General features: G+C 72.4%; 19 protein-coding genes and 1 pseudogene. 10 read left to right on the plus strand and 10 right to left on the minus strand.

What is annotated here, in order from left to right:
• Positions 1-21 precede the first annotated feature (21 nt).
• Both ACFQ87_RS36050 and tnpA read right to left on the minus strand, forming a co-directional pair.
• Positions 22-1,167: a helix-turn-helix domain-containing protein gene (locus ACFQ87_RS36050; RefSeq protein WP_380615146.1), complete on the minus strand. Its 1,146-nt coding sequence runs from the start codon at positions 1,165-1,167 to the stop codon at positions 22-24.
• A 407-nt stretch (positions 1,168-1,574) separates the two neighbouring features.
• Positions 1,575-2,003, minus strand: a complete 429-nt coding sequence (gene tnpA, locus ACFQ87_RS36055; RefSeq protein WP_380615147.1) for an IS200/IS605 family transposase — start codon at positions 2,001-2,003, stop codon at positions 1,575-1,577.
• Between the two features lie 95 nt (positions 2,004-2,098).
• On the opposite strand from tnpA, the gene ACFQ87_RS36060 reads away from it, so the two are divergent.
• The 3 genes from ACFQ87_RS36060 to ACFQ87_RS36070 all read left to right on the plus strand — a co-directional run bounded on the left by ACFQ87_RS36060 (position 2,099) and on the right by ACFQ87_RS36070 (position 4,211).
• Complete coding sequence (locus ACFQ87_RS36060) at positions 2,099-3,307, plus strand: RNA-guided endonuclease InsQ/TnpB family protein (protein ID WP_380615148.1); 1,209 nt, start codon at positions 2,099-2,101, stop codon at positions 3,305-3,307.
• A 128-nt stretch (positions 3,308-3,435) separates the two neighbouring features.
• A complete protein-coding gene (locus tag ACFQ87_RS36065) occupies positions 3,436-3,663 on the plus strand; it encodes a hypothetical protein (RefSeq protein WP_380615149.1) in 228 nt (75 codons plus the stop codon).
• Positions 3,660-4,211, plus strand: a complete 552-nt coding sequence (locus ACFQ87_RS36070) for an ATP-binding protein (protein WP_380615150.1) — start codon at positions 3,660-3,662, stop codon at positions 4,209-4,211. The genes ACFQ87_RS36065 and ACFQ87_RS36070 overlap by 4 nt, the downstream gene beginning before the upstream one ends.
• Positions 4,212-4,405: 194 nt before the next feature.
• Here the strand turns inward: ACFQ87_RS36070 and ACFQ87_RS36075 are convergent, their stop codons facing one another.
• The 7 genes from ACFQ87_RS36075 to ACFQ87_RS36105 form a co-directional block, all read right to left on the minus strand.
• Positions 4,406-5,830, minus strand: a complete 1,425-nt coding sequence (locus ACFQ87_RS36075) for a sugar porter family MFS transporter (RefSeq protein WP_380615151.1) — start codon at positions 5,828-5,830, stop codon at positions 4,406-4,408.
• Between the two features lie 157 nt (positions 5,831-5,987).
• Positions 5,988-6,959, minus strand: a complete 972-nt coding sequence (gene egtD, locus ACFQ87_RS36080; RefSeq protein ID WP_380615152.1) for an L-histidine N(alpha)-methyltransferase — start codon at positions 6,957-6,959, stop codon at positions 5,988-5,990.
• Between the two features lie 44 nt (positions 6,960-7,003).
• The gene (gene egtC / locus ACFQ87_RS36085; RefSeq protein WP_380615153.1) at positions 7,004-7,753 is read right to left on the minus strand and encodes an ergothioneine biosynthesis protein EgtC; all 750 of its coding nucleotides are present in this window, start codon (positions 7,751-7,753) and stop codon (positions 7,004-7,006) included.
• Positions 7,753-9,096 carry an ergothioneine biosynthesis protein EgtB gene (gene egtB, locus ACFQ87_RS36090; protein ID WP_380615154.1) on the minus strand — a complete coding sequence of 448 codons (1,344 nt, stop codon included), beginning with the start codon at positions 9,094-9,096 and terminating at the stop codon, positions 7,753-7,755. Before egtB ends, egtC begins: the two co-directional genes overlap by 1 nt.
• Complete coding sequence (gene egtA / locus ACFQ87_RS36095) at positions 9,093-10,472, minus strand: ergothioneine biosynthesis glutamate--cysteine ligase EgtA (RefSeq protein ID WP_380615155.1); 1,380 nt, start codon at positions 10,470-10,472, stop codon at positions 9,093-9,095. The genes egtB and egtA overlap by 4 nt, the downstream gene beginning before the upstream one ends.
• A gap of 191 nt (positions 10,473-10,663) precedes the next feature.
• Positions 10,664-11,935: an aminotransferase class I/II-fold pyridoxal phosphate-dependent enzyme gene (locus tag ACFQ87_RS36100; RefSeq protein ID WP_380615156.1), complete on the minus strand. Its 1,272-nt coding sequence runs from the start codon at positions 11,933-11,935 to the stop codon at positions 10,664-10,666.
• Positions 11,932-12,480, minus strand: coding sequence for an SRPBCC family protein (locus ACFQ87_RS36105; RefSeq protein ID WP_380615157.1), 549 nt, complete (start codon positions 12,478-12,480; stop codon positions 11,932-11,934). The genes ACFQ87_RS36100 and ACFQ87_RS36105 overlap by 4 nt, the downstream gene beginning before the upstream one ends.
• A gap of 282 nt (positions 12,481-12,762) precedes the next feature.
• On the opposite strand from ACFQ87_RS36105, the gene ACFQ87_RS36110 reads away from it, so the two are divergent.
• The 3 genes from ACFQ87_RS36110 to ACFQ87_RS36120 all read left to right on the plus strand — a co-directional run bounded on the left by ACFQ87_RS36110 (position 12,763) and on the right by ACFQ87_RS36120 (position 19,387).
• Complete coding sequence (locus ACFQ87_RS36110; protein ID WP_380615158.1) at positions 12,763-13,569, plus strand: SAM-dependent methyltransferase; 807 nt, start codon at positions 12,763-12,765, stop codon at positions 13,567-13,569.
• A gap of 121 nt (positions 13,570-13,690) precedes the next feature.
• Positions 13,691-15,811, plus strand: coding sequence for a putative bifunctional diguanylate cyclase/phosphodiesterase (locus tag ACFQ87_RS36115; RefSeq protein WP_380615159.1), 2,121 nt, complete (start codon positions 13,691-13,693; stop codon positions 15,809-15,811).
• A 192-nt stretch (positions 15,812-16,003) separates the two neighbouring features.
• On the plus strand, positions 16,004-19,387 hold the full coding sequence (locus ACFQ87_RS36120; protein WP_380615160.1) for a hypothetical protein: 3,384 nt from the start codon (positions 16,004-16,006) through the stop codon (positions 19,385-19,387).
• A 142-nt stretch (positions 19,388-19,529) separates the two neighbouring features.
• On the opposite strand, the gene ribA is transcribed toward ACFQ87_RS36120, so the two are convergent.
• Positions 19,530-20,159: a GTP cyclohydrolase II gene (ribA, locus tag ACFQ87_RS36125; RefSeq protein WP_380615161.1), complete on the minus strand. Its 630-nt coding sequence runs from the start codon at positions 20,157-20,159 to the stop codon at positions 19,530-19,532.
• 300 nt (positions 20,160-20,459) lie between these two features.
• Here ribA and ACFQ87_RS36130 point away from each other — a divergent pair.
• From ACFQ87_RS36130 to ACFQ87_RS36145, 4 genes and pseudogenes are all read left to right on the plus strand, one after another.
• Positions 20,460-20,684 (plus strand): annotated as a pseudogene (locus ACFQ87_RS36130) (hypothetical protein); the annotation flags it as partial.
• Between the two features lie 140 nt (positions 20,685-20,824).
• Entirely contained in the window at positions 20,825-21,700 is an 876-nt protein-coding gene (locus ACFQ87_RS36135) for a GyrI-like domain-containing protein (protein WP_380615162.1), read from the plus strand.
• A 244-nt stretch (positions 21,701-21,944) separates the two neighbouring features.
• Positions 21,945-22,853 carry an NADP-dependent oxidoreductase gene (locus ACFQ87_RS36140; protein ID WP_380615163.1) on the plus strand — a complete coding sequence of 303 codons (909 nt, stop codon included), beginning with the start codon at positions 21,945-21,947 and terminating at the stop codon, positions 22,851-22,853.
• A gap of 52 nt (positions 22,854-22,905) precedes the next feature.
• On the plus strand, positions 22,906-23,670 hold the full coding sequence (locus tag ACFQ87_RS36145) for a VOC family protein (protein WP_380615164.1): 765 nt from the start codon (positions 22,906-22,908) through the stop codon (positions 23,668-23,670).
• Positions 23,671-23,711 lie beyond the last annotated feature (41 nt).

Raw genomic sequence — 23,711 nt, forward strand, 5'->3', positions numbered from 1 at the left:
TCGATGGCACTCATCGGACGATTATCGCCAGCGGCCAAAGCCATCGACAGGCAGGACCTCCGACAGGGCGAACGTTGCCTGATGCGGCACTAGCTGGGCGCGAGCGAGTCGCGCGGACGTGATCGCCCTGCTTCGCTGCATGTGCGGGCGCAACAGGCCTAGGCTGCGATGGGCGTGAGCCTCAGCGTCCTCGTATCGGCCGAGGGCGAGATATGCGGCAAGCCCGAGCGAGTCGAGCTCTGCCTGGTCGAAGTGAGCAGTGATCCACACGGGCCGAATGGCTTCGAAGTCCGCCCGGTTCAGGGATTCCTGGGCCCGCCCGATGGAACGACGAACCGCGTTGGAATCGCCCGTAAGACCGTGGATCGCAGCGTGCCGGGCATGGCCGAGAGAGGCGAACAAGGGGTCTCGCCGAGCGATCGGCAGACCGCGCGCGACATCATTCGCCGCAAGGGCGTCCCCCGGGCGCCTCATGTGTCGGTACAGGCTGCCGGCGTGGGACCAGATACGGAATTGAATGGCTCCGTCGTCGGACATCGCGGCCAGTCTCGCGGCACGCTCGTGATATCGCTGAGCGGCGTCGAAGCGGCGCCCATCAATGGCCGCCCACATCGCCGATGACATGAACGATGCGGCACAAGCGAACAAGGCGGCTCGAATCCGCTGACTGGCAGTGCCGGCCTGTTGAAGGGCAAGAGCCTCGTCTGCAAGGGCGACGGCGCGAGATTCGACACTGAGCCGTCCACCATGCCTGTGGTCGCTGGCGATCACACCAGCGAAGCGAGCCTTGAGCTGCTCCACATCCGCGCGGCCGATCCTGCGCGGAGCGGTCATCTCAGGCGAGCCAACCGCCAAAGTGGCCCCGCCCACTGCCATCATGAAAGCTCGTCGTCGCACGTCGTCCTCCGGGGGTACTCGTCGGCCCTTGTCGGGCCGGCTGAACCCGAGGTCTGGACCAGTACACCCGAAGACTGCACGAAGCGCTTCCCTGTGCTTCGCAGGGGGCCAACGGGTCACACCGCTAAGCCAGTTGTAGACGGTCCGCTCTGATACCAAGCCCGGCTTGCCGGTCAGGTCACCAAGCGCGATGTTGGTCCGACGAGCCAACTCGGCTTGGGTGAGGCCGAGATCATTCATGAGACGCCGCAGTGCGAGGTTCTCCCTCATGAACATAACGTAACGCGCCAACTACGCTTCGCGCGCGGATTGCGTAATGCGCAGGTCAAGTTTTCCGGTCAGTCGGCAGGTGCGAAGCCATGAACTCTTCCTTACCCCCGGAGCACTGACGGTCGTTCACTGGATGCAGCCGCCCGGAAGGCCGCCTCTGAGGCCGTCGGGAAGGATCGGGCGGTTTGCCAGTGCCCGTCCCTGGACTCGCCGAGGACGGGCACCGAACTCCCTCTCCCCGCACCGCCTGAAGGAGCCGCGCCATGCCGCCGACACCCCGCATCGCCGAAACGGTCGTCGTCTACCTCTGATCTTGGCCAGTGCTCCGCCCTTCAGGGCGGGGGTGAAGGCCATCCTTGGGTCGGAGGCGCGAAGCGCCGGAGGGCTCTGCGTCTCCGTGGTGACGGTCAGACGGGGCGCTGCTGGTTCTCGATGTACTGCTTGACGACGGTCAGGGGTGCCCCACCGCACGATCCGGCGAAGTAGGAACCGGACCAGAAGTGTCCGCCCCACAGGTAGCGGCGAACGTGGGTGTCGTACTCCTGGCGGAGCCGCCGGGAGCTGACGCCCTTGAGGGAGTTGACCAGCTTGGAGAGCTGGACTTTGGGCGGGTAGTGCACAAGCAGGTGTACGTGGTCCTGTTCTCCGTTGAACTGCTTCAGCTCGGCCTCGAAGTCGGTGCAGACCTCCCGCATGATCTCTTCGGTGCGGGTCAGCATGGCGTCGGTGAACGCCTTCTGCCTGTACTTAGTGACGAAAACCAAGTGAACGTGCAGGTTGTAGACGACATGGCGCCCGGTTCTGACATCGGGATTAGGGTTCCAGCGTGGTGACATAGACCAATGCTAGGCTCTCGATTGTGAGTCAAGACACACTGATCAAGCGGCAGTTCGGGCATCGTGCCCGGCTTACGCTGTCGCCTGCTGAGGTGTTGAAGACTGATGATCAGGCGCACGCGGCCCGCACCATGTGGAACCTGCTGCACGCCTGGTGGCAGATGATGCCGAAGGAAGAGCGGACTCTCGCGAACGCGGACGCCGCGATCCGTCAGGCCCGCAAGGACATCGATTTCCTGGCCGTCCTGCCCGCGCAGGCCGCGCAAGCGGTGCTCAAGACGTACTTCCAGGCGTGGAAGAATTGCTGGGACGGCCGCGCCGACGCCCCGAACTTCAAGGGCCGGTTCCGCACGGTGATGTCCGTGGACATCCCGCAGGGCCGGGACCTGAACGTCATCCGCGTGCACCGACGCTGGGGCATGGTCAACATTCCCAAGGTAGGACGGGTCCGCTTCCGGTGGACCAAGGACCTGCCCGTGGGCAGGCACGCGGACGTGGAGAACCGGATCACCGGGGCCCGGCTGATCAAGGACGTGCTCGGCTGGCACATCGCCTTCCGCGTCCAGTCCCTTCAGAGCAAGCCCGCGCCCCACCAGGGGCCCGACATCGGCATTGACGTGGGCGTCACCGTGCCCATCGCCCTCTCGAACGGCGAAACGTACGAGCACGACGAATGGCTGACCGGTAAGGAAAAGGCCAAGCTCCTGCACTTGGAGCAGCGCGCCGCGCGGCGTAAGCGCCACCGCAAGCCCGGCGAGCGCACCAGTCGCCGGCTGCACCGCACCTACGACCAGATCGCGGGACTCCGCGCGAAAGCCAAGCGCAGGGCCCTGGACTGGCAGCACCAGACGACCACCGCCATCGCCCGCACCTACGGCACGGTCGTGGTCGAAGCACTCACCATCACGAACATGGTCAAGTCCGCCAAGGGAACCATCGAGGAGCCGGGGAAGAATGTCGCCCAGAAGTCCGGGCTGAACCGCTCCATCAGCCGGGAGGCATGGGGCCGCACGGTGACCATGCTGACGTACAAGACCGCCCAGCTCGGCGGCACCCTGCACAAGGTCCCCGCCCCCGGCACCTCCCGGCGCTGCTCCGCGTGCGGCCACACCACGCCCGGCAGCCGGGAGTCCCAGGCCGTGTTCGTGTGCAAGAACCCCGACTGCGGCTGGTCGGGCAACGCCGACCACAACGCGGCCCGGAACGTCTTGCACCTGTACCGGATGGGCCTCGCGCTCATCCCGGCTGCCGGAAGGGCAGTCGTCAGGCGCGCTAAGCGCGTCAAGCCCGCTACCGCAAGGTAAGCAGGAATCTCCCGGCTTCAGCCGGGAGAGCACTTCAAGTCTGCACAGACGACGCCCCGCTCGCTCTCGCGCTCTGTGCCGACTGGTTCGGGGACCTGATTGCGGCGGCCGGCCTGACCGTCGCCCACGTGGTCGCCGAGCCCGATCCGAGCCTCGCCCTCGCGCAGCGGGCTGGCTGGCTGCAGGTGGTCGAGTGGGTTGCCTCCGGTCAGATCGGGGCGGTCGTCACCATGAACCGCCAGATGGTCTCCAACTCCCCGCAGGAGTGGGCGTGTCTGGCTGCGGAGCTCCATGCCCAGGGCGTGGAGCTCCGCACCCTCGCTTCCATCGCTTCGCCCCGAGGGAGTGCGGTGTGAACAGCGGCCGGCGCGGCTTGGTCCACCGCATCGCGCTCAACGCGGCCTCCCCTTGCCCGAAGGCCCGGTTGGAGTGCGTCGGGCCGGCCCGAGATGTGCTGCGGTCCATCGCCGAGAGCTGGGGCATCACGGGCGGAGCCTTGGACGACGTTCTCACCGTCGCCTATGAGCTGATCGTCAATGCCGTCCGCCACACCCCGCCCGGACGTCTCCCCGTCTCCCTGCGCCTCTCCCCCGACGGCCGCAGGCTCATGGTCGAGGTCCATGACCTGAGCCGCCGCTTGCCCCGCATCCCCACGGGCGCATTCGCTGACGACGGGGCCGAGTCCGGCCGAGGGCTGCTCATCGTGTCGGCCCTGGCCGAGCAGTGGGGCGCGACGCTCACCGCCGACGGCAAGATCGTCTGGGTTAGAATCGCCCTCCCGATCGCGCTGCCCGTTCCGGCGCTCGCAAGGGCGACCCACCGAGCCCTTGTCGTCGCGGACGTGGTCCGCGCCGCCCGTACTCGGGCAGTGAAGCCGAATCCCTTCTCGCCGCTTGCCGACTGACATCTGGCTGTCTGAATACGTCATCGAGCACCGCCCGGGGCCCGCGTCGTGGGGGCCGGCGACTGCGTGAGAATGCCGGAGCCCGAGGCGAACCATCGCCTCGGGCTCCGGTCCCCGCGCCGCTGCGGGAGACCGTCACATCGGCCAGAGCCAGGACGTCGGGCAGTGCAGGACCAACGAACCCGGCAGGCCGATCAGCCCATGTCCTCCAGTCGGACGCCCTTGGTCTCCTTCATGTACTTGGCCACGAAGACGATCGACAGCGCCGCGAAGGCCGCGTACACCAGGTAGGTCGCCGAGAGGTTCCAGCGCGACAGGGACGGGAACGAGACGGTGATCGCCCAGTTGGCGATCCACTGCGCGGAGGCGGCGACGGAGAGCGCGGCGGCACGGACCCGGTTCGGGAACATCTCGCCGAGCATCACCCAGACGACCACGCCCCAGGACATCGCGAAGAACAGCACGAAGGCGTTGGCGGAGATCAGCGCGACGGTGCCCTGGAGGTCGGGCAGCGTGACGTTGTCGCCGGAGCCGGTGGCGGAGGAGAACGCCCAGCCGGCCGCGGCGAGGGTGACGGCCATGCCGGCCGAGCCGATCAGGGCGAGCGGCTTGCGACCGATCCGGTCGACCAGCAGGATCGCGATCACGGTGCCGAGGATGTTGATGACCGAGCCGATGAAGCTGATCAGCAGCGAGTTGCTCTGGTCGATGCCGACCGACTGCCACAGGATCGACGAGTAGTAGAAGATCACGTTGATGCCGACCAGCTGCTGGAAGACCGACAGGCCGATGCCGACCCAGACGATCGGGAGCAGGCCGAAGCGGCCGCCGAGCAGGTCGCGGAAGCGCGGGCGGTGGTCGGAGGCGATCAGCGCCTGGACCTCGGCGATCCGGGCGTCGGTGTCGATGCCCTCGCCCTCGACCTGGGCCAGCACCTTGCGGGCGTCGTCCAGGCGCTCGGCCTGGATCAGGTAGCGCGGGGACTCGGGGATCATCGAGGAGAGCACGAAGTAGACCGCGGCCGGGATCACGCAGATGCCCAGCATCCACTGCCAGGCCTCCAGGCCGAGCAGGTGGCCGCGGGTCTCACCGCCGGCGGCGTCCGCCAGCACCCAGTTGACCAGCTGGGATATCGCGATGCCGAGCACGATCGCGGCCTGCTGGAAGGAGGCCAGTCGGCCCCGGTACTTGGTCGGCGCGACCTCGGCGATGTAGGTCGGTGCGATCACCGAGGCGATGCCGATGGCCGCGCCGCCGAGGACGCGCCACAGGGCGAGGTCCCAGGGCGAGAAGGGCAGCATCGAGCCGACGGCGCTGACCGCGAACAGCAGCGCGCCCGCCTTCATGACCTTGATGCGGCCGTAGCGGTCGGCGAACCGGCCCGCCAGCGCGGCGCCGACCGCCGAGCCCAGCAGCGCCGAGGAGACGATCAGGCCGGTCTCGCCGCTGCCGACACCGAACTTGCCCTGGATACCGGAGACGGCGCCGTTGATCACGGAGCTGTCGTAGCCGAACAGGAAGCCGCCGAGGGCCGCGGCGGCGGTGATGAAGACGACGAAGCCGAGGCGGCCGGGCGCGGGGGCCTCGACCGCCCCGGAGGGCTTCTGGGTGACGCTCACGATCTTGACTCCTGGTACTCAACACTGAGCTCGGTAGCCGCGATCGTAACCCCTATTCGTTTAAGTCTTGTACACCGGGACCCTCAAGCTGCGCTTCGAGAATTCGTAAGGTGAACAAGCAAATTGAGCATTCCCGCCCTGGCGTCGGTGCGGCCGCTCAGGCCGGGGTCGAGAGCGACAGGCCGAACCGGCCCTCCGGGTCCGTCCACCAGCGGCTCAGCCGCAGCCCGGCCGCCGCCAGCTCCCCGGCCACCCGCTCCCGGCGGAACTTGGCCGACACCTCGGTGCGCAGCTCCTCGCCCCGGTCGAAGTGCACCGGCAGGTCCAGCGCCGGGATCTTCACGGTCTGCGAGCGCAGCGAGCGCAGCCGCATCTCGATCCACTCCTGCTCGGCGTCCCAGCGCGCGACGTGCTCGAAGGCGTCCGGGTCGAAGTCGGCGCCCAGCTCGCGGTTGAGCACGTTGAGCACGTTGCGGTTGAACTCGGCGGTCACCCCGGCGCCGTCGTCGTAGGCGGCGACCAGTACCGCCGGGTCCTTGACCAGGTCGGTGCCGAGCAGCAGGAAGTCGCCCGGGTCGAGGGCCGCGCGCAGGCGGCGCAGGAAGGCGGCCCGTTCATGCGGCAGCAGGTTGCCGAGGGTGCCGCCGAGGAAGGCGACCAGGCGGGGGCTGCCGTCCGGGGGCAGGCCGAGCCGGGTGGTGAAGTCGGTCAGTACGCCGTGCACGGCCAGGCCGGGGTACTCGGCGGCGAGCGCGGCGCCGGCCAGGGTCAGCGCGCTCTCGCTGACGTCCACCGGGACGTAGGTGTCCAGGGTGCCGAGCGTGCGCAGCGCGTCCAGCAGCAGCCGGGTCTTCTCGGAGGAGCCGGAGCCCAGCTCGACCAGGGTGTGGGCCCCGGTCGCGGCGGCGATCTCGCCGGCCCGGGCGGTCAGGATGGCCCGCTCGGCGCGGGTCGGGTAGTACTCGGGCAGCCGGGTGATCTCCTCGAACAGCTCGCTGCCCCGCGCGTCGTAGAACCACTTGGGCGGCAGCCACTTGGGTTCGGAGGTCAGGCCGTGCTGCACGTCCTGGCGCAGCGCGGTGCTGAAGTGGTCGGCGGGCAGCAGTCGGGTGAGATCGAATGTGTCCATGACAGGGTGGTTCCTCTGTTCAGAAGATGAAGGGAGAGTGGGGGTCAGTAGTGGCTGGGGAGCTGCCGGACGGTGACGCCCCGGGCGTCGGCCAGCAGCAGGGAGCCGTCCGGGACGGGCGTCCACCCCGGGTCGTCGTCGTACGGCTCGGAGGCCACCACCGTGCCGAGTCCCGGCAGGGTGCGGTGGTGCAGGGTGTCTCCCCAGGTGGTCGCGGCGATCGCGGTGCCGTCGGTGAGCAGCAGGTTGAGCCGCCCGGTGGTGTGCGCGGCGACGTCCGCGACGGTGCCCGCCAGTGCCTCGCCCAGGGCCGCGCCCCCGCGCAGCCGGTGCAGGGTGAGGGCCCACAGCAGGGCCGAGTCGGTGCGTGCCTCCAGCTCCAGCAGCTCGGCCGGCGGGAGCAGGGCGGCGAGCGCGTCCAGCTTGCCGGGCCAGCCGGCCACCGTGCCGTTGTGGCTGAACAGCCAGCGTCCGGCGGAGAACGGCGCGGCCGCGCTCTCGCCCGCCGCGCAGCCCTCGGTGGCGGAGCGGACGGCCGCCAGCAGCGTCCGGGTGCGGATCACCCGGGCGAGGTCGGCGAAGGTCGTGTCCGCCCAGATCGGCCCGGCCCGGCGGTAGCGCGCGGGCAGCTCGTCGCCGTCCGCGTACCAGCCGAGGCCGAAGCCGTCCACGTTGACCGTGCCGTGCCGCTGAGTCCGCGGCGCCCAGGACTGCCGGTACAGCGCGTACGGCGGGTGCACCAGCAGCTCCTGTGGCGCCAACGGTTCGCCCAGGTAAGCGAGGTGACGGCACATCAGGCCTCCTCCGGGCTGCGGGCGGTGCGGAAGCCGGAGAAGATCTGCCGCCGGACCGGGTAGTCCCAGTTGCGGAAGGTGCCCCGGCAGGCGACCGGCGCCACCGCGAAGCAGCCGCCGCGCAGCACCTTGTACTCGGGCCCGAAGAAGACCTCGGAGTACTCCTGGTACGGCCAGGCCCGGAACCCCGGGTAGGGGCGGAAGTCGCTGGCCGTCCACTCCCACACGTCGCCCATCAACTGCCGTACGCCGTACGGCGACTGGCCCTGGGGGTAGCTGCCCGCCGCGGCCGGGCGCAGATGGCGCTGGCCGAGGTTGGCGTGCTCGGGGCCGGGCGGGCCGTCGCCCCAGGGGTAGCGGCGGGAGCGGCCGGTGGCCGGGTCGTGCCGGGCCGCCTTCTCCCACTCGGCCTCGGTCGGCAGGCGCCGCCCGGCCCACCGGGCGTATGCGTCCGCCTCGTACCAACTGACGTGCAGCACCGGCTCGTCCGGCGGGACGGGCTCGACCGTGCCGAAGCGGCGGCGCAGCCACTGGCCGTCCTGGCGCTTCCAGAACAGCGGGGCGGTCAGCTCGGCCCGGCGGCGGTGATCCCAGCCCTCCGGGGTCCACCAGCGCGGGTCGTCGTAGCCGCCGTCCGCGATGAAGCGCTGGTAGGCGGCGTTGGTGACCGGGGTGGTGTCCAGGAAGTAGGCCGGCAGGTCGACGGTGTGCGTCGGGCGCTCGTTGTCCAGCGCCCACGGCTCGGTGTCCGTGCCCATGGTGAACGGGCCCGCCGGGATCAGGACTTCGGCGGGCAGGGCGGCCGCGTCGGCGGGCGCGGGCGGCGGCGGGGGAGCGGCCAGGGCGGGTTCGCCCTTGCGGAGCTGGTGGGTGATCAGCATCGTCTCGTCGTGCTGCTGCTCGTGCTGGGCGATCATCCCGAAGGCGAACCCGGCGTCCAGCAGCGGCGCGCCCTCCAACGGGCTGGCCGCCAGCAGGTCCAGCACCCGGCCGCGCACCTCGTGGGCGTAGGCGCGGGCCTCGGCGGGCGGCAGCAGCGGCAGGCTGGGGCGCTCGGCGCGGGGGTGCTGGAAGGCGTCGTAGAGCGGGTCGATCTCGGGGTGCATCGGGTCCCGGCCGCCGACGTTGCGCAGCAGCCAGAGCTCCTCCTGGTTGCCGATGTGCGCGAGGTCCCAGACCAGCGGGGACATCAACGGCGAGTGCTGGGCGGTGAGATCGGCGTCCTCGACGCAGTCGGTCAGCGCGGCGGTCCGGTCGCGGGCGGCGAGCAGCTCGGCGGCGATGCTCTCGCGCAGCGCCTCGGTGCCCGTCCCCGGGTCGGCGGGCGGTCGGACGTCGGTCATGGTGCCTCCTCCGGCGGAGTGCGTCGGGTGCCGGAGCGCAGGGCGTCCAGCTGGTCGTCGGCCGGGCAGCGGCCGCGCGCGGGATAGCGCTCGGCGAACTCGGCGACGGCGGTGCGCAGCCGACCGGCGCCGGGCAGGCGGCCCAGCGCGGCGTCGGCGGCGGCGAAGCAGGTGAGGGCGGCGCGGCGCAGCTCCGGGTCGGCGACGGCCAGCGTGGCGGCGCGGCGCCAGGCCTCGCTGCGCGGCGGGCGCGGGCCGGTCGCCCCCTCCCGCCGGTCGAAGGAGTCCAGCGGCTCCAGCGCGGCGAACACGGCATCGGCGGCCACCGGGTCGTCCAGCAACGCGGTGACCAGGGCGGCGGGCACCACCCAGCCGTCACCGGGCTGGGCGTCGATCATCCGCAGCTCCAGGTGGCCGTGCGGGCGCACCGGTGGGAACAGCGTGGTGCAGTGGTAGTCCAAGTCGGCGAGTGTGGGCGGGCGTTCGCCCGCGCCGCGGATCCAGTCCCGGAAGGTCAGTCCGGGCGAGGCCGTCCACGGCATGCCCTCCGGCCGCTGGACGCACAGGACCTCGGCGTCCAGCACGTACTGTGCCCAGGCCTCGCGCGGGTCGCCGTGATCCGGCTCGGGGGTGAGGGTGCGGGTCGGGTCCATCCGGGACCAGACGGTCTGCCGGGTGGACCGGTGGCCGGTCGGCCTGCCGTCCAGCAGTGGGGAGTTGGCGAAGGCGGCGACCAGTACCGGGCCCAGCCGGTGGACCAGCTGCCAGCGCCGTGCCACCGCGTGCGGGCCGTCCGCGTCACCGGCGTCCAGGCACACCTGCACCGACGCGGTACCGGTCATCATGATCCGGCCCCACGGGCCGGCCGAGTCGAAGAAGCGCTCCATCGCGAGGTAGCGCGGGTGGTCCAGCACCATCCGCCGGGGGCGGGCCAACGGGTCCGTCCCGGTACCGGTGAGGCGCAGGCCCTGCGCCGCGAAGGCGGCCCGCAGGGCGGTCAGATCGCGTCGGGTGTCGTCGACGCAGGCCACGAGGCCGGTGGCGGGCGGGGAGCTGAGCTCGACCTGTCCGCCGGGTTCGAGCGTGAGGCGCGAACCGGAGGGGAGCGAGGTGCCGTCCGGGCCGCCGAGGGGCAGCGACTCCAGTGCGGCGTGGAGCAGTTCGGGCCGAACGGGCCGGGTGGGACATCGGTCGTCGTGGACGAACCACTCGACCTCCACACCCACCAGGCGGGGCGGTCCGATCTTGAAACAGACGCCCGACACATGGCTGCGCGCCCCCGATTCGGTCAACGGGGTCACCCCCGGCGGGGGTGTGGGTGCGCTCTGCCGGTCGGGCGGAGTGGTGCGGGATATCGGTATCACCGGACTCACCATCCTCGGGATCACGATTGCGGGCCCGGTCTACCCTGCCCAGTCTGCTACGGAGCATGCAGGGCCGCTCCGCAAATATCGCGTGAATGTTCGTTTCCGCAGGTCGGGGACGTGGCGATCGGGTGAATGCGGGGGTTCGGGGCGGCCTGTGCGCGAGGCATGGGGGCTGTCCTTGACCTGGGCACATGCCCAGGTCACAGGCGGTCCAGCCGGGCCAGGACGGTGTCCAGCACCGCGCCCGGCAGGGCGTAGTTCAGCCGCAGCGAGCCCGCGCCGCCGGGGCCGAAATCGGCGCCGTCGGAGGCCTCCAGGGCACAGCGCTCCAGTAGCGCCCGGCGGGCGCCCCCGGGCGGCAGGCCGAGGGCGGCGGCGTCCAGCCAGAGCAGGTAGGAGGCCTGCGGCGCCGAGCGGACGGCGGGGCCGAGCCGCTCGGTGAGCCGGGTGCGGGCGGCGGCGAGGTGGGCGAGCAGGGCGTCCAGCCACGGGCCGCCCTCGCGCAGCGCGGTGTGCTGCACGGTCTGCTCCAGCAGGCCGCCCTCCCAGAGGCCGTAGCCGGCCAGGGTGTCGGTGAATCGGGCGCGCAGGGCGGGGTCGGGGACGAGGGCGAAGCTGCTGGGAATGCCGGAGCAGTTGAAGGTCTTGCCGACGGAGTTCAGGGTGACCACGCGGTGCCGGAGGGCCGGGTCGACGGTGGTGACGGCGACGGGGTGGGTGTGCCCGGGGTGGGTGAGGTCGCCGTGCACCTCGTCCGAGATGAGCAGCGCATCCGCCTCGGCCGTCCGCTCGGCGAGGGCGCACAGCTCGGCGGCGGGCCAGACCCGGGCGGAGGGGTTGTGCGGGCTGCTCAGCAGGACGGCGGCCGTCGGGGAGGGCAGCGGGACGTCGGGGAGGTGGTAGCCGTCCGGCCCGAGGGGCAGCGGCAGCTCGCGGTGGGCGATCCCCGCTGCCCGGCAGAGCTGGGCGAAGCCGGCCCACTCGGGGGTGGGGAAGCGGACGGGTGCCTGCGGGCGGAGGGTGTCGAGCAGTAGGCGCAGCGCGGTGCGCGGACCGCAGGGGAGCAGCAGGACCCAGTCCGGGTCCACCGCCACACCGTGCCGGGCGCGGTACCAGTCGGCGACCAGGCTCCGCCCGGCCGGGTCGCAGGTCGTGTAGCCGTATGCGCGGTGGCGGGCGCGCCGCTCCAGGGCCTCGGCGACGGCGGGCGGGCCGGGCAGGTCCATGTCGGCCAGGCCCAGCGGGATCACCCCGGGAGTCTCGGCCCGGGCCCACTTGCTGCTGCCGGTGCCGGTGCGGTCGAAGGGGGTGTCGAAGGTGAAGGCGGGGGTTGTGGTGGAGGCGGAGGCTTCGGCCGGGGCCGGGGCCGGGGCCGGGGCCGGGGCCGGAGCGGCGGTGGGGTTGGGTGAATGGCGAACAGATGACAGATTTCGAAATCTGTTATCTGTTCGCTGAAATCTGTCGTCTGTCATCTGTTCTCCTCCTCCTCCGCGCCGGCGCCCGCCCCGCCGGAGCCGCCCGGACCGACGCCCGCCCCGTCGCGACGGCCACTCGCCAGGTGCGACGCGAGCCCACGCCGCCCCCGGCGCATCATGACCGCGTGGTTGGCGCGGAACAGCGGGTGCAGCGGCAGGGCGAGGCGCCGCAGCAGGGGCTTGCCGGGCCGGGTGTCCTCCTCGAACAGCACCCGGCACCCCGTGCTTCCGGGCCCGTGAGGCCCGCTCGGCCGGTCCGGCGTGACCGTGAACCGCGACCACCCGTTGAGGTCGCCCCGCATCGCCGCCTCCAGCACCCCGGTGTCCGGGTCGCGCAGCGTCGCCTCCAGGTGGATCACCAGCCGGTACGGCAGCAGCGCGCGCACCACCACCTCCCCGGCGTCCTCGTCGATCTGCCGGACCTCGCGGATCTCCGGCCACCACAGCGGGTAGCCCCGGACGTCCTCCAGTGCCGCGTACACCGCCGGGGCCGGTGCCGCGAGCCGCCACACGCCCTGGAAACGGTAGTGGTTGGGGTCCACGCGCCCACCCTAGCCGGGCTCGTGCCGCGCCACGGCGGAACGCCGTTGGACTGCCGCCGAGTTGGCGCCCGACCCGCGAATCCCGTGTGCCCGGACACCCCGCAACGGCCTCGAACGACGGGTAAACGCTCAGCAAAGGACGCGGTTCGCGAGGAGCGGCGCATTCCGCTTGCAGCCGTTCGGGGTGCGGGGGAGGATCCTCGGTGCTTGTAGTCTCATCAATCACGGCAGCATCCCCAGGCGCTGCACCCCCGGAACCGGAGTGAAGAAGGAGTCACAGGCATGCGGCGACCGAGCTGGGTACCTGAGGACACGGACCTGGACAAACCGAACGCCGCGCGGGTCTACGACTACTACCTGGGGGGCTCGCACAACTTCGAGGTCGACCGGGAGATGGCCCGCAAGGCGATGTCCATGTGGCCCGAGCTGCCGCAGATCATGCGTTCCAACCGGGCATTCCTGCGCCGCGCCGTGACCTTCCTCGCCGAGCGCGGCGTCACCCGCTTCCTGGACATCGGCTCCGGCATCCCCACCTTCGGCGCGGTGCACGAGATCGCCCGCGCGATCCGGCCCGAGGCCGAGGTCGTCTACGTGGACCGCGACCCGGTCGCCGCCGCGCACAGCCGCCTGCTGATGCAGGACGACCCGCGCAGCGCCGTGGTCCAGGCCGACCTGCGCGACGTCGAGGACCTGATGGCCCGCCCCGAGGTGACCGAACTGCTGTCCGCCGGTGAGCCGGTGGGCGTGCTGCTGGTGGCCGTCGCCCACTTCGTCAGCGACGACGAGGACCCCTGGAAGCTGGTCGGCGTGATCCGCGACGCGCTCCCCTCCGGCAGCGCGCTGGTCCTCTCGCACGCCTCCCTGGAGGCCCGACCGGACCAGGCCGAGGACCACCAGAAGCTCTACCGGATGACCCCGACCCCGCTGACCATGCGCACCCGCGAGCAGGTCACCGCGATGTTCGCCGGCTTCGAGCTGGTCGAGCCGGGCGTGGTCCACCTGCCGCAGTGGCGCCCGGACCAGCCGGACACGGTCGGCGAGCACCCCGAGCGGATCGCCGGGGTGGCGGGCGTGGGGTTCCGCCCTTGAGCCGTCGCCACGGGAGAGCAGCCGACGGCCGTACGCCCCGTACGGCGGCCGCCGGGCTCCCCGCCGTGTGTACGACGGTCCGGCCTTCGCAGGCGACGGTCCGCAGAACCGGGGCGCTCGGATGAGCGGCACCACCTCGGTGAACGGCAGCGCCGAGCGGTTCCACGAGGACTGGGGCCGGCTGCTCTCCGCCGACCACGGCATCGTCGTCCACCCGGATCTGCTCGGTCGCCTGGTCGCGCGCACCGCCGCGCTGCTGCACCGTGCCCAGGTGGAGGAGCCCTTCGAGCCCCGGCTGGCCGCCCAGGCCGGCGCCGAACTGGTCGACGCGCACTTCACCGACCCGGTCCTGCTCGCCCGCACGGTCGAACTGCTCCAGGCCCAGCCCATCGGCGACGACCGGGGCCCCGCGCTGACCGGCGCCTTCGCGGCCGGCTGGGCCAACGCCCTGCGCGAGCGCACCCTGCGCGAGCAGGAGGCCATCCGCACCGCCGCCGACGCCGCCCGCAAGGAGGCCGAGCGCGCGCTGCGCGCCTCCGAGGCCCGGTTCCGCGCCCTGTTCGAGAGCGCCGCGATCGGCATCGCCATCGGCGACACCGACGGCAACATCCTGGCCGTCAACAAGGCCGTGCAGGAGCTGTTCGGCGCGGGGCCGGACGACATGATCGGCCGCCGGGTCGACGACCTCGTCCACCCCGAGGACACCCCTGGCGTCTGGGAGGCGTACGAGGAGCTGATCGGCGGCAAGCGGGAGTACTTCCAGTTCGACAAGCCGTACTACCGCCAGGACGGCGAGGTGGTCTGGACCCACCTCACCGTCTCGCTGATCCGCGACGACGACGGCGCCCCGCAGTACCAGGTCGCGATGCTCGAGGACGTCACCGACCGCTACCGCCTCCAGGAGCGGCTGCGCCACCAGGCCACCCACGACCCGCTGACCGGCCTGCCCAACCGCGCCGCCTTCTTCGAACGGCTGGAGAAACTGTTCGAGGAGCCGGAGCCGGGCGCCCGGTTCGGCCTCTGCTACGTCGACCTCGACGGCTTCAAGGTGGTCAACGACAGCCTCGGCCACGACATGGGCGACCAACTGCTGTCCGCCGTCGCCGCCCGGCTGAAGGCCGCCCTCACCCCGCTCGGCCACCTGGTGGCCCGGCTCGGCGGCGACGAGTTCGTCGTCCTGCTGGAGAACTGCCGCGGCGAGCAGGAGGCGGTGGCCGCCGCCAAGACCGTGCTCAAGGCGTTGGCCGGGCCGGTGCTGATCGGCGACCACAAGCTCGCCGTCGGCGCCAGCGTCGGCGTGCTGGAGCGACGGGTGTCCACCACCACCCCCGGCGCCGCCGTCCGGGCCGCCGACCTCACGCTCTACCGCGCCAAGGAGGCAGGCCGCGGCCGCTGGACGCTGTTCGACCCCAAGGAGAACGCCCGCGCGGTCAGCCGCTACGCGGTGTCGGTGCGGATGCCGGCCGCCCTGGACCGCGGCGAGTTCTTCATCGACTACCAGCCGCTGTACAAGCTCGCCGACGGCCGGATGGCCGCCGTCGAGGCACTGGTGCGCTGGCGCCACCCGCAGCTCGGCGTGCTCGGCCCGGACGAGTTCGTCACCACCGCCGAGGAGACCGGGCTGATCATGCCGCTCGGCCGCTGGGTGCTGGAACAGGCCTGCGGCCAGGCCGCCGACTGGATCAAGCAGTACGGTGACGCCGCACCTCAGCTGAACGTCAACCTCGCGGTGCGGCAGGCGCGCAGCGCCGCACTGGTCACCGACCTCGGGCGGATCCTGGACAGCACCGGTCTGGACCCGGCCCGGCTGCAGCTGGAGATCACCGAGTCGACCGTGGTCGGCCCCGAGGACGAGGCGCTGCGCACCCTGCACGGCCTGGTCGACCTCGGCGTCTCGCTGGCCGTGGACGACTTCGGCACCGGCTGGTCCAACCTCGCCTACCTGCGTGACCTGCCGGTCTCCGGGCTGAAGATCGCCGGGTCCTTCGTCGGAGACCTGCACGACCCGGCGAAGGACGGCGCCACCGGGTGGCGGATCGTCAGCGGCCTGGTGTCGATGGCGCACGCCCTCGGACTGACCGTCACCGCCGAGGGCGTGGAGACCCGCAAGGACGCCGAGCGGCTGCGCACCATGGGCTGCGACTGGGCGCAGGGCTGGCACTTCGGTCGCCCGGTGCGGCCGGCCGAGATCGCCCGGCGGATCGTCGAGGAGCCGGAGGGGCGCCCCGTCGGGGAGCACTGAGCCGGACCGTGGTGCCGGTGCCGTGCGGGCCTGGTCGCGGTGCGGAAACAGTTCCGGGAAGCGTTCCGAAAGCACCCGACACCCGCGCCCGGTATGCGGGATGATGGCGCGTCAAAATCACCACCCGGTACCGGTGCGCCCGTGGTCACGGCCCCGCACCGGCCCCGGGGAACGGGGAGGGGAGCGCCAGCCATGGGCGCAACGGAGGACGTCGGTCCGGCCGACGGGGACCGACGCGGGGCCGGGCCGGGAGGCGGCCCCGGACCGGGGGAGCTGCCGCGGACCAGGGTGGACCGCGGCTCGCGGGACCGTCGGCGCGGTGCGCAGGCCGGTACGGACCGGCCGTCCCGGCTCGGCGCCCAGCCGCACACCCGGGTGGACCCGCAGGCCGCGACCAGGCGGACGCCCGGGCCGCGCTTCGACCCGGACGCGACCACCGAGGTCTTCCGGCCCCGGGCCGCCGCCGGTCCGCCGCCCGCGGGCCCGACGCCCGGCCCGACGCCTGGCCCCTACGTCGGCTCGGCGACCGGCCCGTCCGCCGGCCCGTCCTGGCAGGACAACATCGGTCCCGGGCCCGCCCCGGGCGGCGGGTTCGCGGCGGGCGGTTTCACCGGGGCCGAAGCCGCTGGCGCGTCCGAAGCCGCCAGCCCGTCCGAGGCCACCTTCCCGGACGCCCTGCGGGACCGCTTCACCCCGCTGGGCAAGGCAGGAGCCGGCGCCGAGGGCACCGTCTGGTACGTCCGCCGCACCGACGGCGGCCGTGACGCCGCGGTCAAGGTGGCCGCCGTCGGCCAACCGATGGACCACGACCTGCTCGCCCACCTGCGCAACGACGGCTTCCGCCGGCACGTCCCGCACCTGATCGACTTCGGGAGGGTGCGCCACCACGGCGCCGTGGTCGACTGGGTGGCGATGGAGTACCTGCCGGTCACCCTCTCCGCGCACGTCGCCGAGCTGCGCCGCAGCGGCGCGCACACCGACCCGCGGACCACCGAGCAGATCGTCTACGAGCTGGTCTCCCTGCTGGAGTTCTGGCAGCGGCGGATCCAGCGCAACCCGCTGGACTTCAAGCCCGCCAACATCCTGGTGCGTCCCGGCCGCGGGCCCGGCGAGTTCGTGATCGCCGACTTCGGCGGGGTCGACCGGCTCACCGACAGCCGCCGGTTCACCTCCGCGATGATGGTCACCGTCGCCTACATGGCCCCCGAGCAGCTGGCGGGCAAGAACCACGAGGCGGGGCCCTGGTGGGGGCTCGGCAACGTGCTGTACGAACTGTTCGTCGGCCGCCCGCGGTACGTCGGCGCGGACGGCGAGCGGGCCGCCGACCAGGAGTTGGAGCTGGAGCTCGTCATGGGCGAGGAGGTGGACCTCGCCGCCGTCGCCGACCAGCGCCAACTGCTGCTCCTCCAAGGCCTGTTCACCAAGAAGCCGGAGGACCGCTGGACGGCTCCGGAGGTCCGCAGCTGGCTGGCCGGCGGCAGCCCCGAGGTGATCCGGCGCCGCCCGCAGGCCCGCCGTCCGATCACCTTCCTCGGGGACCCGTTCACCGACCCGGTCCGGCTCACCGAGGTGCTGCTGCGCAACTCCGGCGCGGCGGCGCGCTGGCTCGCGGCGGTGGGGGCGGAGCGGCTGCGCGACTGGCTGCGCGACGAGGTCAAGGACTCCGTCTTCGACCTCCACTACCTCACCGACGTGGTCCGCGCGCCCGGCTCCCGGCGCGAGGCGGTGGCCGCCGTCGCCGTGCTCGCCCTCGGCGCCGCCTACGCCCCGTCCGCCGTGCCGCACTACCGCGACCGGCCGATCGACACCGCCGGACTGGAGCGGATCGCCACCGAACCGGACGGCGCCGCGTTCATCGACGAGCTGGTGCGCGGCGGCGCGCCCGCCGTGGTGGCCCGCTACGACTGCTTCCACCCCGAGTGCTCCGGCGAACACTGCTCGCGGCTGCTCGCGCTGGCCGGGCTGCCGGAGGTGCTGGCCGAGGCGGAGCGGACCGCCGGCACGGTCGGTGGCGGTCGGCGTGGCGGCGACGGGCTCAGCCCGGAGGAGCGCGAGGAGGCGCACCGGCTGGCGGTCTGGCTCAGCATCCGCCCCGAGGAGCGCTACCGGCTGCTGGGTCGGCTCTCCCCGCTGCCCGCCGCGCTGCACCGGCTGCCGCTGCCCGTACGGGTGTCGGAGCTCGCCGCGGTGGTCGCGGCGGCGGTGGTGGACGGGACGCTCGCGGCGGGCGCCGCGGCCAGGGCGGCCGTCCGCTCGGCGGTCCGGCGGCCGGCGCCCGACCCGGAGGCGGCCACCCCTCGGGACGTGGTGCGGCGCCGCTGGTCGGCGCTGCGGCGGCGGGCGGTGGCGGCGGACCAGACCGAGGTCGCGGGGCGGGCGGCGCTGGTGGCCGCCGAGGCGTTGCGGCGGCGCGGCCGCGGGCGGGCCGAGCGGCCCGAACCGGAGACGGGCGCGCTGCGCCAGGGGCGGGTGGCCCGGCTGTGGCAGGGCCGGCGCCGTCGGCCGCCGGTGGACTGGTCGGCCCGGCTGCGGCTCTGGTGGCCGTACGCCCGCACCATGCTGCCGCGCCGGGCGGGGGCGGTCGCGCTGCTGGTGATCGGGCTCGGGCTGCTGTTGTGGGCGGGGGCGGTGCTGCGCTACCCGATCGAGGCCGGGCAGAAGCTGGACCTCTCGCCGGACCTGTTCGGCGGGCGGCTGCACCTGGCGGGTCGGCACGCGGCCGAGCAGGTGGTCGGCAAACTGGGCGCGGCCTTCGTCGCGGCCGCGGTACTCGCCTTCTTTCCGGCGCGGGTCGGCTTCGGTACCGCGCTGCTGACCGGCGCGGGGGCCTTCGTGATCGGCTACCTGCGGCTCGGGCCGCCGATGACGGCCGTGGAGGCGCCGCAGCCGGTGGCCGACCGGGTGGTCATGTTCGAGGGCGGGATGGGGAGTTGGGCCGGGATCGCGGCGGTGGTGGCGATCGTGGTGGCCTTCGTGCTGATCGAGCGGGCGGCGAACCGGCTGCTGAAGCCCGCCCAGCAGGCCCGGCGGCGGGTCCGGGAGGCCTGGCGGGACCTCGACCGGCGGGCCGCGCGGGCCGCCGGGCACCCGGCGCGGGCCGTTCCGGCGGCCGGGCGCTGGGGTGCGGGCGGCGCGGGAACGCGGGAGCGGCTGCGGTTCGCGCTCGGGAGCACCGGGGCGCTGGTCCTGCTGCTGTGGGCGGCGGTCGAGGTGAGGCTCGCGGCCACCGGGGTGCACCGGACGCCGGACTCCTGGGGGACGGGGCAGACCGGCGCGGGGTACCAGGCCGGGTTCGTCATCCTGCTGCTGGCGGTGTCGCTGCTGACCACGCTCGGGACACTGGCCACCGCGCGGGTCCTGTTCGTCTGCTGGATCCTCGGCACGCTGTTCCTGGGCGCCTGGCCCGGCGCGCTGGGGCCGGTCGAGGCGCTGCGGATACCGGTGTTCGAGGGGCTGTTCGGCGCGGTCGCGGGGGTGTGGGGGCACGGGGCCTTCTGGGCCGCGCTGCTGGTGGCGCTGCCGGTGGCGGCTCACGGGGTGCTGCGGACGGTGCGGGGGCGCGCGGGGGTGGGGTGAGGGCGGCGGGGTGACGACTAACGGATGACGGTTGACAGCTGACGGATGACGGATGACGGATTTCGAAATCTGTCATCCGTCAGCTGTTATCTGGCGGCCGTCGGCTCTCAGCTGCCAGCTGCCAGCTGCCAACCGCCCGCCGTCAGCCCACCAGCCGGGAGAGCTCGATCGAGTGCCCGGTCCGCTCCACCTTCGCCTTCAGGTACCGGACGTTGCTCGCCGACAGGTGGACCCCGGTCGGCACTCGGTGACGGACGGTGACCCCGAGCTCGGCCAGCTGGGCGGCCTTGTCCGGGTTGTTGCTCAGCAGGTCGATGCCGGTGGCGCCGAGCGTGCCGAGCATCTGGGCGGCCGCGGTGTAGTCCCGGCCGTCCTCGGGCAGGCCGAGCGCGGTGTTGGCGTCGTAGGTGTCCATCCCGGAGTCCTGCAGGGCGTACGCGTCGAGCTTGTTGTACAGCCCGATGCCCCGGCCCTCCTGGCGCAGGTAGAGCAGGTAGCCGCCGGCCTCGCTGATCCGCTCCACCGACTCGCGCAGCTGCGGGCCGCAGTCGCAGCGGTCCGAGCCGAAGACGTCGCCGGTCAGGCACTCGGAGTGCAGCCGCACCAGCGGCGTCCCGCCGTCCGGGACCGTGCCGAGGGCGAGCGCCAGGTGCTCGGCGCCGTCGGAGAGGCCGTGGAAGGTGAAGACCTCCGCGTCGGCGCGGTAGCCGTCGGGGAAGGTCAGCGGGATACGCACGCGCGAGCGCACCGTGGCGGCGCCGGGCTGAGGCATGGACGGGCCTCCGTCGATCGGGGGTGGACCGGGTTGGATCGCTCCGGATCCGGATGGATCCGGGCGGATCGGATGTCGACCGTACTCTGCTGTTCCAATTTGAACAACTGGGTACTGCCGGTGACCGACCCGACTACGGAGGCGGACAACACCACACCCGTCCCGCCTGTTCCCGCCCGGCGTTCCAGCATGTGGAAGGGATCGGAGTCGAGGTGTGGACACTGCGAGACTCCGTCCCGTTTCCTGGGCACGGGAACGCCTCGCGCACGACCACCGACAACCACGGAAGGTCCTGACCAGATGCCCACGAGCCGCGCCACCACCACCTCCAGCCCCGCATCCCAGCCCTGGTTCGACGCCGAACAGCGCGCGATCGAGACCCTCTACGCGGACGTGGTCCGTCGCAACAAGGGCGAGGTGGAGTTCCACCAGGCCGTCCACGAGGTACTGGAGACCCTGGCCCCGGTGCTCGCCCACCGCCCCGAACTCCTCGACGCCCGGATCATCGAGCGGATCTGCGAGCCCGGGCCCAGGGCCTGGTCTGACCCCGGGTCCGCGCCGGTCGCCCGGCAATCGGTGCCCGACCGCAGCGGGCACCGATTGTCGGGTGCGGCAAGGTGGGTCCTTCCTACGGTAGTGATCGACAAGGGAAGGACGGGGTCGGTGTGCTGGAGCACCTGAACCGGGCGATGGAACGGATCGAGCGGAACCTGGCCGGTGAGATCGACGTGGCCGAACTGGCGCGGATCGCGATGACGTCGGAGTACCACTTCCGGCGGCTGTTCTCGATGCTCGCCGGGATGCCGCTGTCGGAGTACGTCCGGCGTCGGCGGCTGACCGTCGCCGGGGCCGAAGTGCTCGACGGCGAGCGGACGTTGCTCGACATCGCGGTCCGGTACGGATACACCTCGGGCGAGGCGTTCGCCCGGGCGTTCCGATCGATGCACGGGGTCGGGCCGGGGGAGGCCCGGCGTGACGGTGCGGTGCTCACCTCCCAGCCCCGGATGTCCTTCCGACTCATCGTGGAGGGAAGCAGCAGTATGGAATACCGGATCGTCGAGAAGCCGGACTTCCGGATCGTCGGCCGGAAGGCCCGGGTGCCCCTGATCTACCTGGGCGTCAACCCGCACATCGCCGAGTTCATCAAGGGGCTCGGGGCGGAGACGGTCGAGCGGATCGCGGCCCTGACCGGCGAGGAGCCGGACGGCATCGTCTCGGTGACCGACGACTTCTCGCCCAACCGCGAGGAGGGGTCCGAACTCGACTACTGGCACGCGGTGGTGGCGCGCGAGGACGCCGTCGTCCCGGACGACCTGGAGGTCCTGCACGTCCCGGCCGGGACGTGGGCCGTGTTCACCAACAAGGGGGCGTTCCCGCAGGCGCTGCAGGAGATGTGGGGGGACGTGGCCAGTCAGTGGTTCCCGTCCAACCCGTACGAGGCCCGGCCGGGCCCGGAGGTCCTGAAGACCCGCTTCGTCCCGGGGGCGGGCGACGCCGAGGCGGAGCTCTGGATTCCGGTGGCGCGGGCCGTGCGGGCCTGACGGCTGGCGGCTGACAGCTGACAGAGAACAGCCGACAACTAACAGTCGACAGATAACAGATTTCGAAATCTGTTATCTGTCGACTGCCTTCTGTTCGCTCCCTCCGTCGCCCCCGTTCACCCCCGCCCGCCCTCCGCCCATCCCCGTTCGGCCCACCAGCGCCCGCCCTCACCCCGCCCTGCCCCGCATGCTGGGGCGGGGGAGCAAGGGGCCGCAGGCCGCTACCCGAGGAGTGGGATCACCGATGGCCAAGGCATTCGGCTTCATCGACTACGGCGGACCGGAGACGCAGGAGTTCCTCGACCGTCCTACGCTGGAGGCCGGCCCCGGCCAACTGGCGATCACAGTCCGCGCCGCCGGGGTGAATCCGGTGGACTGGAAAGTTCGCCGGGGCTTCCTCGGCCGCGAGCGCCAACTTCCCGCCGTGATGGGCCAGGAAGCCTCCGGTGTGGTGCAGCAGGTCGGCCCCGGGGTCACCGGGTTCACCCCGGGCGACGAGGTGTTCGGCCTCGCCGCCGCCGGAGCCTTCGCCGAACAGACCCTGCTGCGCGCCGAGTTGAGCGCCCTCAAGCCCGAGGCCGTCGGCTTCGACCGGGCCGCGACGCTCTGCGTTTCGGTCGCCACCGCCGACGACGCCGTGCGCCAACTCGCCCTCGGCGCCGGGCGGACCTTGCTGATCCTCGGCATCGCCGGCGGGGTCGGCAGCGCCGCCGCCCAGATCGCCCGCAGCCAGGGTCTGGCCGTCCTCGGCACCGCGAGCGACGCCAACCGCGAGTACGTGGAGTCCCTCGGCGCCACCCAGGTCCGCTACGGCGACGGCGTCGTCGAGCGGATCACCACGGCGGCCCCCGACGGCGTCGACGGCGTCCTCGACCTGGTCGGCGGCGACGCCCTGAAGGCCGTGGCCGGGGTGATCGGCGAGCGCACCGAACTGGTCAGCACGGCCGACCCGACCGTCGCCGCCGAACTCGGCGGCCGCTATGTCGCCCGCTCCACCACCTCCGAGACCCTCGTCGCCCTGGCCCTACTCGTCGCCACCGGTGACCTGGACCCCCATGTCACCGGCCGCTATCCGCTCGACCGTGCCGCCGCGGCGGTCGCCGCGGTCGAGTCCGGGCACTCCCGCGGCAAGATCGTCCTCGAAGTCTCCTGAACCAACCAATATTTGACGAGCAATCAGCTAAAGCAGCCGGAGAGCAAGAGCCATGAAGCAGACCACCGTCACCACCAACGCCCCGTGCTGGGTCGAGCTGGGCACCTCCGACCCGGTCGCCGCCACGGCCTTCTACCGAGAGCTGTTCGGTTGGCGTCCCGACGGTGACATCCGCCCGGACGCAGACGGCTACACCCAGATGTTCCTGGGCGAGGCCTCGGCCGCCGCCATCACCCCGCGGTTCGCGCCGCAGCAGCCGATCGCCTGGACGGTGGCCTTCGCGGTCGCCGACGCCGCCGCCACCGCCACGAGGATCGAGGCCGAGGGCGGCCGCATCCTCAAGGCGCCCAGCGACGTGTTCGACCTCGGCGTCTTCGCGGTGGCCGCCGACCGGTCCGGCGCGGCCTTCATCCTCTGGCAGGCCCGCGCCTTCCCGGGTGCCGACGTGTTCAACGAGCCCGGTTCGCTCGGCTGGGTGGAACTGCTCACCCGCGACCCGGCCGGCGCGAGAGCCTTCTACCCGGCGGTCTTCGCCTGGTCCGTAGCCCCGTCCGAGCACTACACCCAGTGGGGCCTGGACGGCCAGGACTTCGGCGGCATGCTGGTGATGGGCGAGAACTTCCCACCGGAGGTACCGCCGCACTGGCTACCGTACTTCTCGGTCGCCGACGTCGACAACACGGTCGAGCGGGCGGTCGCCCTCGGCGCGCAGGTGCTGATGCCGACCTACTCGATGCCGGGCGGCCGGCGGATCGCCGTGCTGCGCGACGCCCAGGGCGCCGCGTTCGGCGTCTACACCGCCCCGGCGGGCGGCTGAGCGGCGGGCGGCTGAGCGGCGGGCGCTGAACGGAGGGCGGC

The organism is Kitasatospora sp. NPDC056531 (assembly GCF_042794375.1).
Lineage (GTDB): Bacteria > Actinomycetota > Actinomycetes > Streptomycetales > Streptomycetaceae > Kitasatospora.

Bases quoted from the DNA above. Each gene is read 5' to 3' on its own strand.
- ACFQ87_RS36145 (WP_380615164.1), top strand. From the start codon at position 22,906: ATGAAGCAGACCACCGTCACCACCAACGCCCCGTGCTGGGTCGAGCTG.
- egtB (WP_380615154.1), bottom strand. From the start codon at position 9,096: ATGACCGACGTCCGACCGCCCGCCGACCCGGGGACGGGCACCGAGGCG.
- ACFQ87_RS36050 (WP_380615146.1), bottom strand. From the start codon at position 1,167: ATGAGGGAGAACCTCGCACTGCGGCGTCTCATGAATGATCTCGGCCTC.
- egtC (WP_380615153.1), bottom strand. From the start codon at position 7,753: ATGTGCCGTCACCTCGCTTACCTGGGCGAACCGTTGGCGCCACAGGAG.
- ribA (WP_380615161.1), bottom strand. From the start codon at position 20,159: ATGCCTCAGCCCGGCGCCGCCACGGTGCGCTCGCGCGTGCGTATCCCG.
- ACFQ87_RS36120 (WP_380615160.1), top strand. From the start codon at position 16,004: ATGGGCGCAACGGAGGACGTCGGTCCGGCCGACGGGGACCGACGCGGG.
- ACFQ87_RS36110 (WP_380615158.1), top strand. From the start codon at position 12,763: ATGCGGCGACCGAGCTGGGTACCTGAGGACACGGACCTGGACAAACCG.
- egtA (WP_380615155.1), bottom strand. From the start codon at position 10,472: ATGGTGAGTCCGGTGATACCGATATCCCGCACCACTCCGCCCGACCGG.
- tnpA (WP_380615147.1), bottom strand. From the start codon at position 2,003: ATGTCACCACGCTGGAACCCTAATCCCGATGTCAGAACCGGGCGCCAT.
- ACFQ87_RS36100 (WP_380615156.1), bottom strand. From the start codon at position 11,935: ATGACAGACGACAGATTTCAGCGAACAGATAACAGATTTCGAAATCTG.
- egtD (WP_380615152.1), bottom strand. From the start codon at position 6,959: ATGGACACATTCGATCTCACCCGACTGCTGCCCGCCGACCACTTCAGC.
- ACFQ87_RS36115 (WP_380615159.1), top strand. From the start codon at position 13,691: ATGAGCGGCACCACCTCGGTGAACGGCAGCGCCGAGCGGTTCCACGAG.
- ACFQ87_RS36140 (WP_380615163.1), top strand. From the start codon at position 21,945: ATGGCCAAGGCATTCGGCTTCATCGACTACGGCGGACCGGAGACGCAG.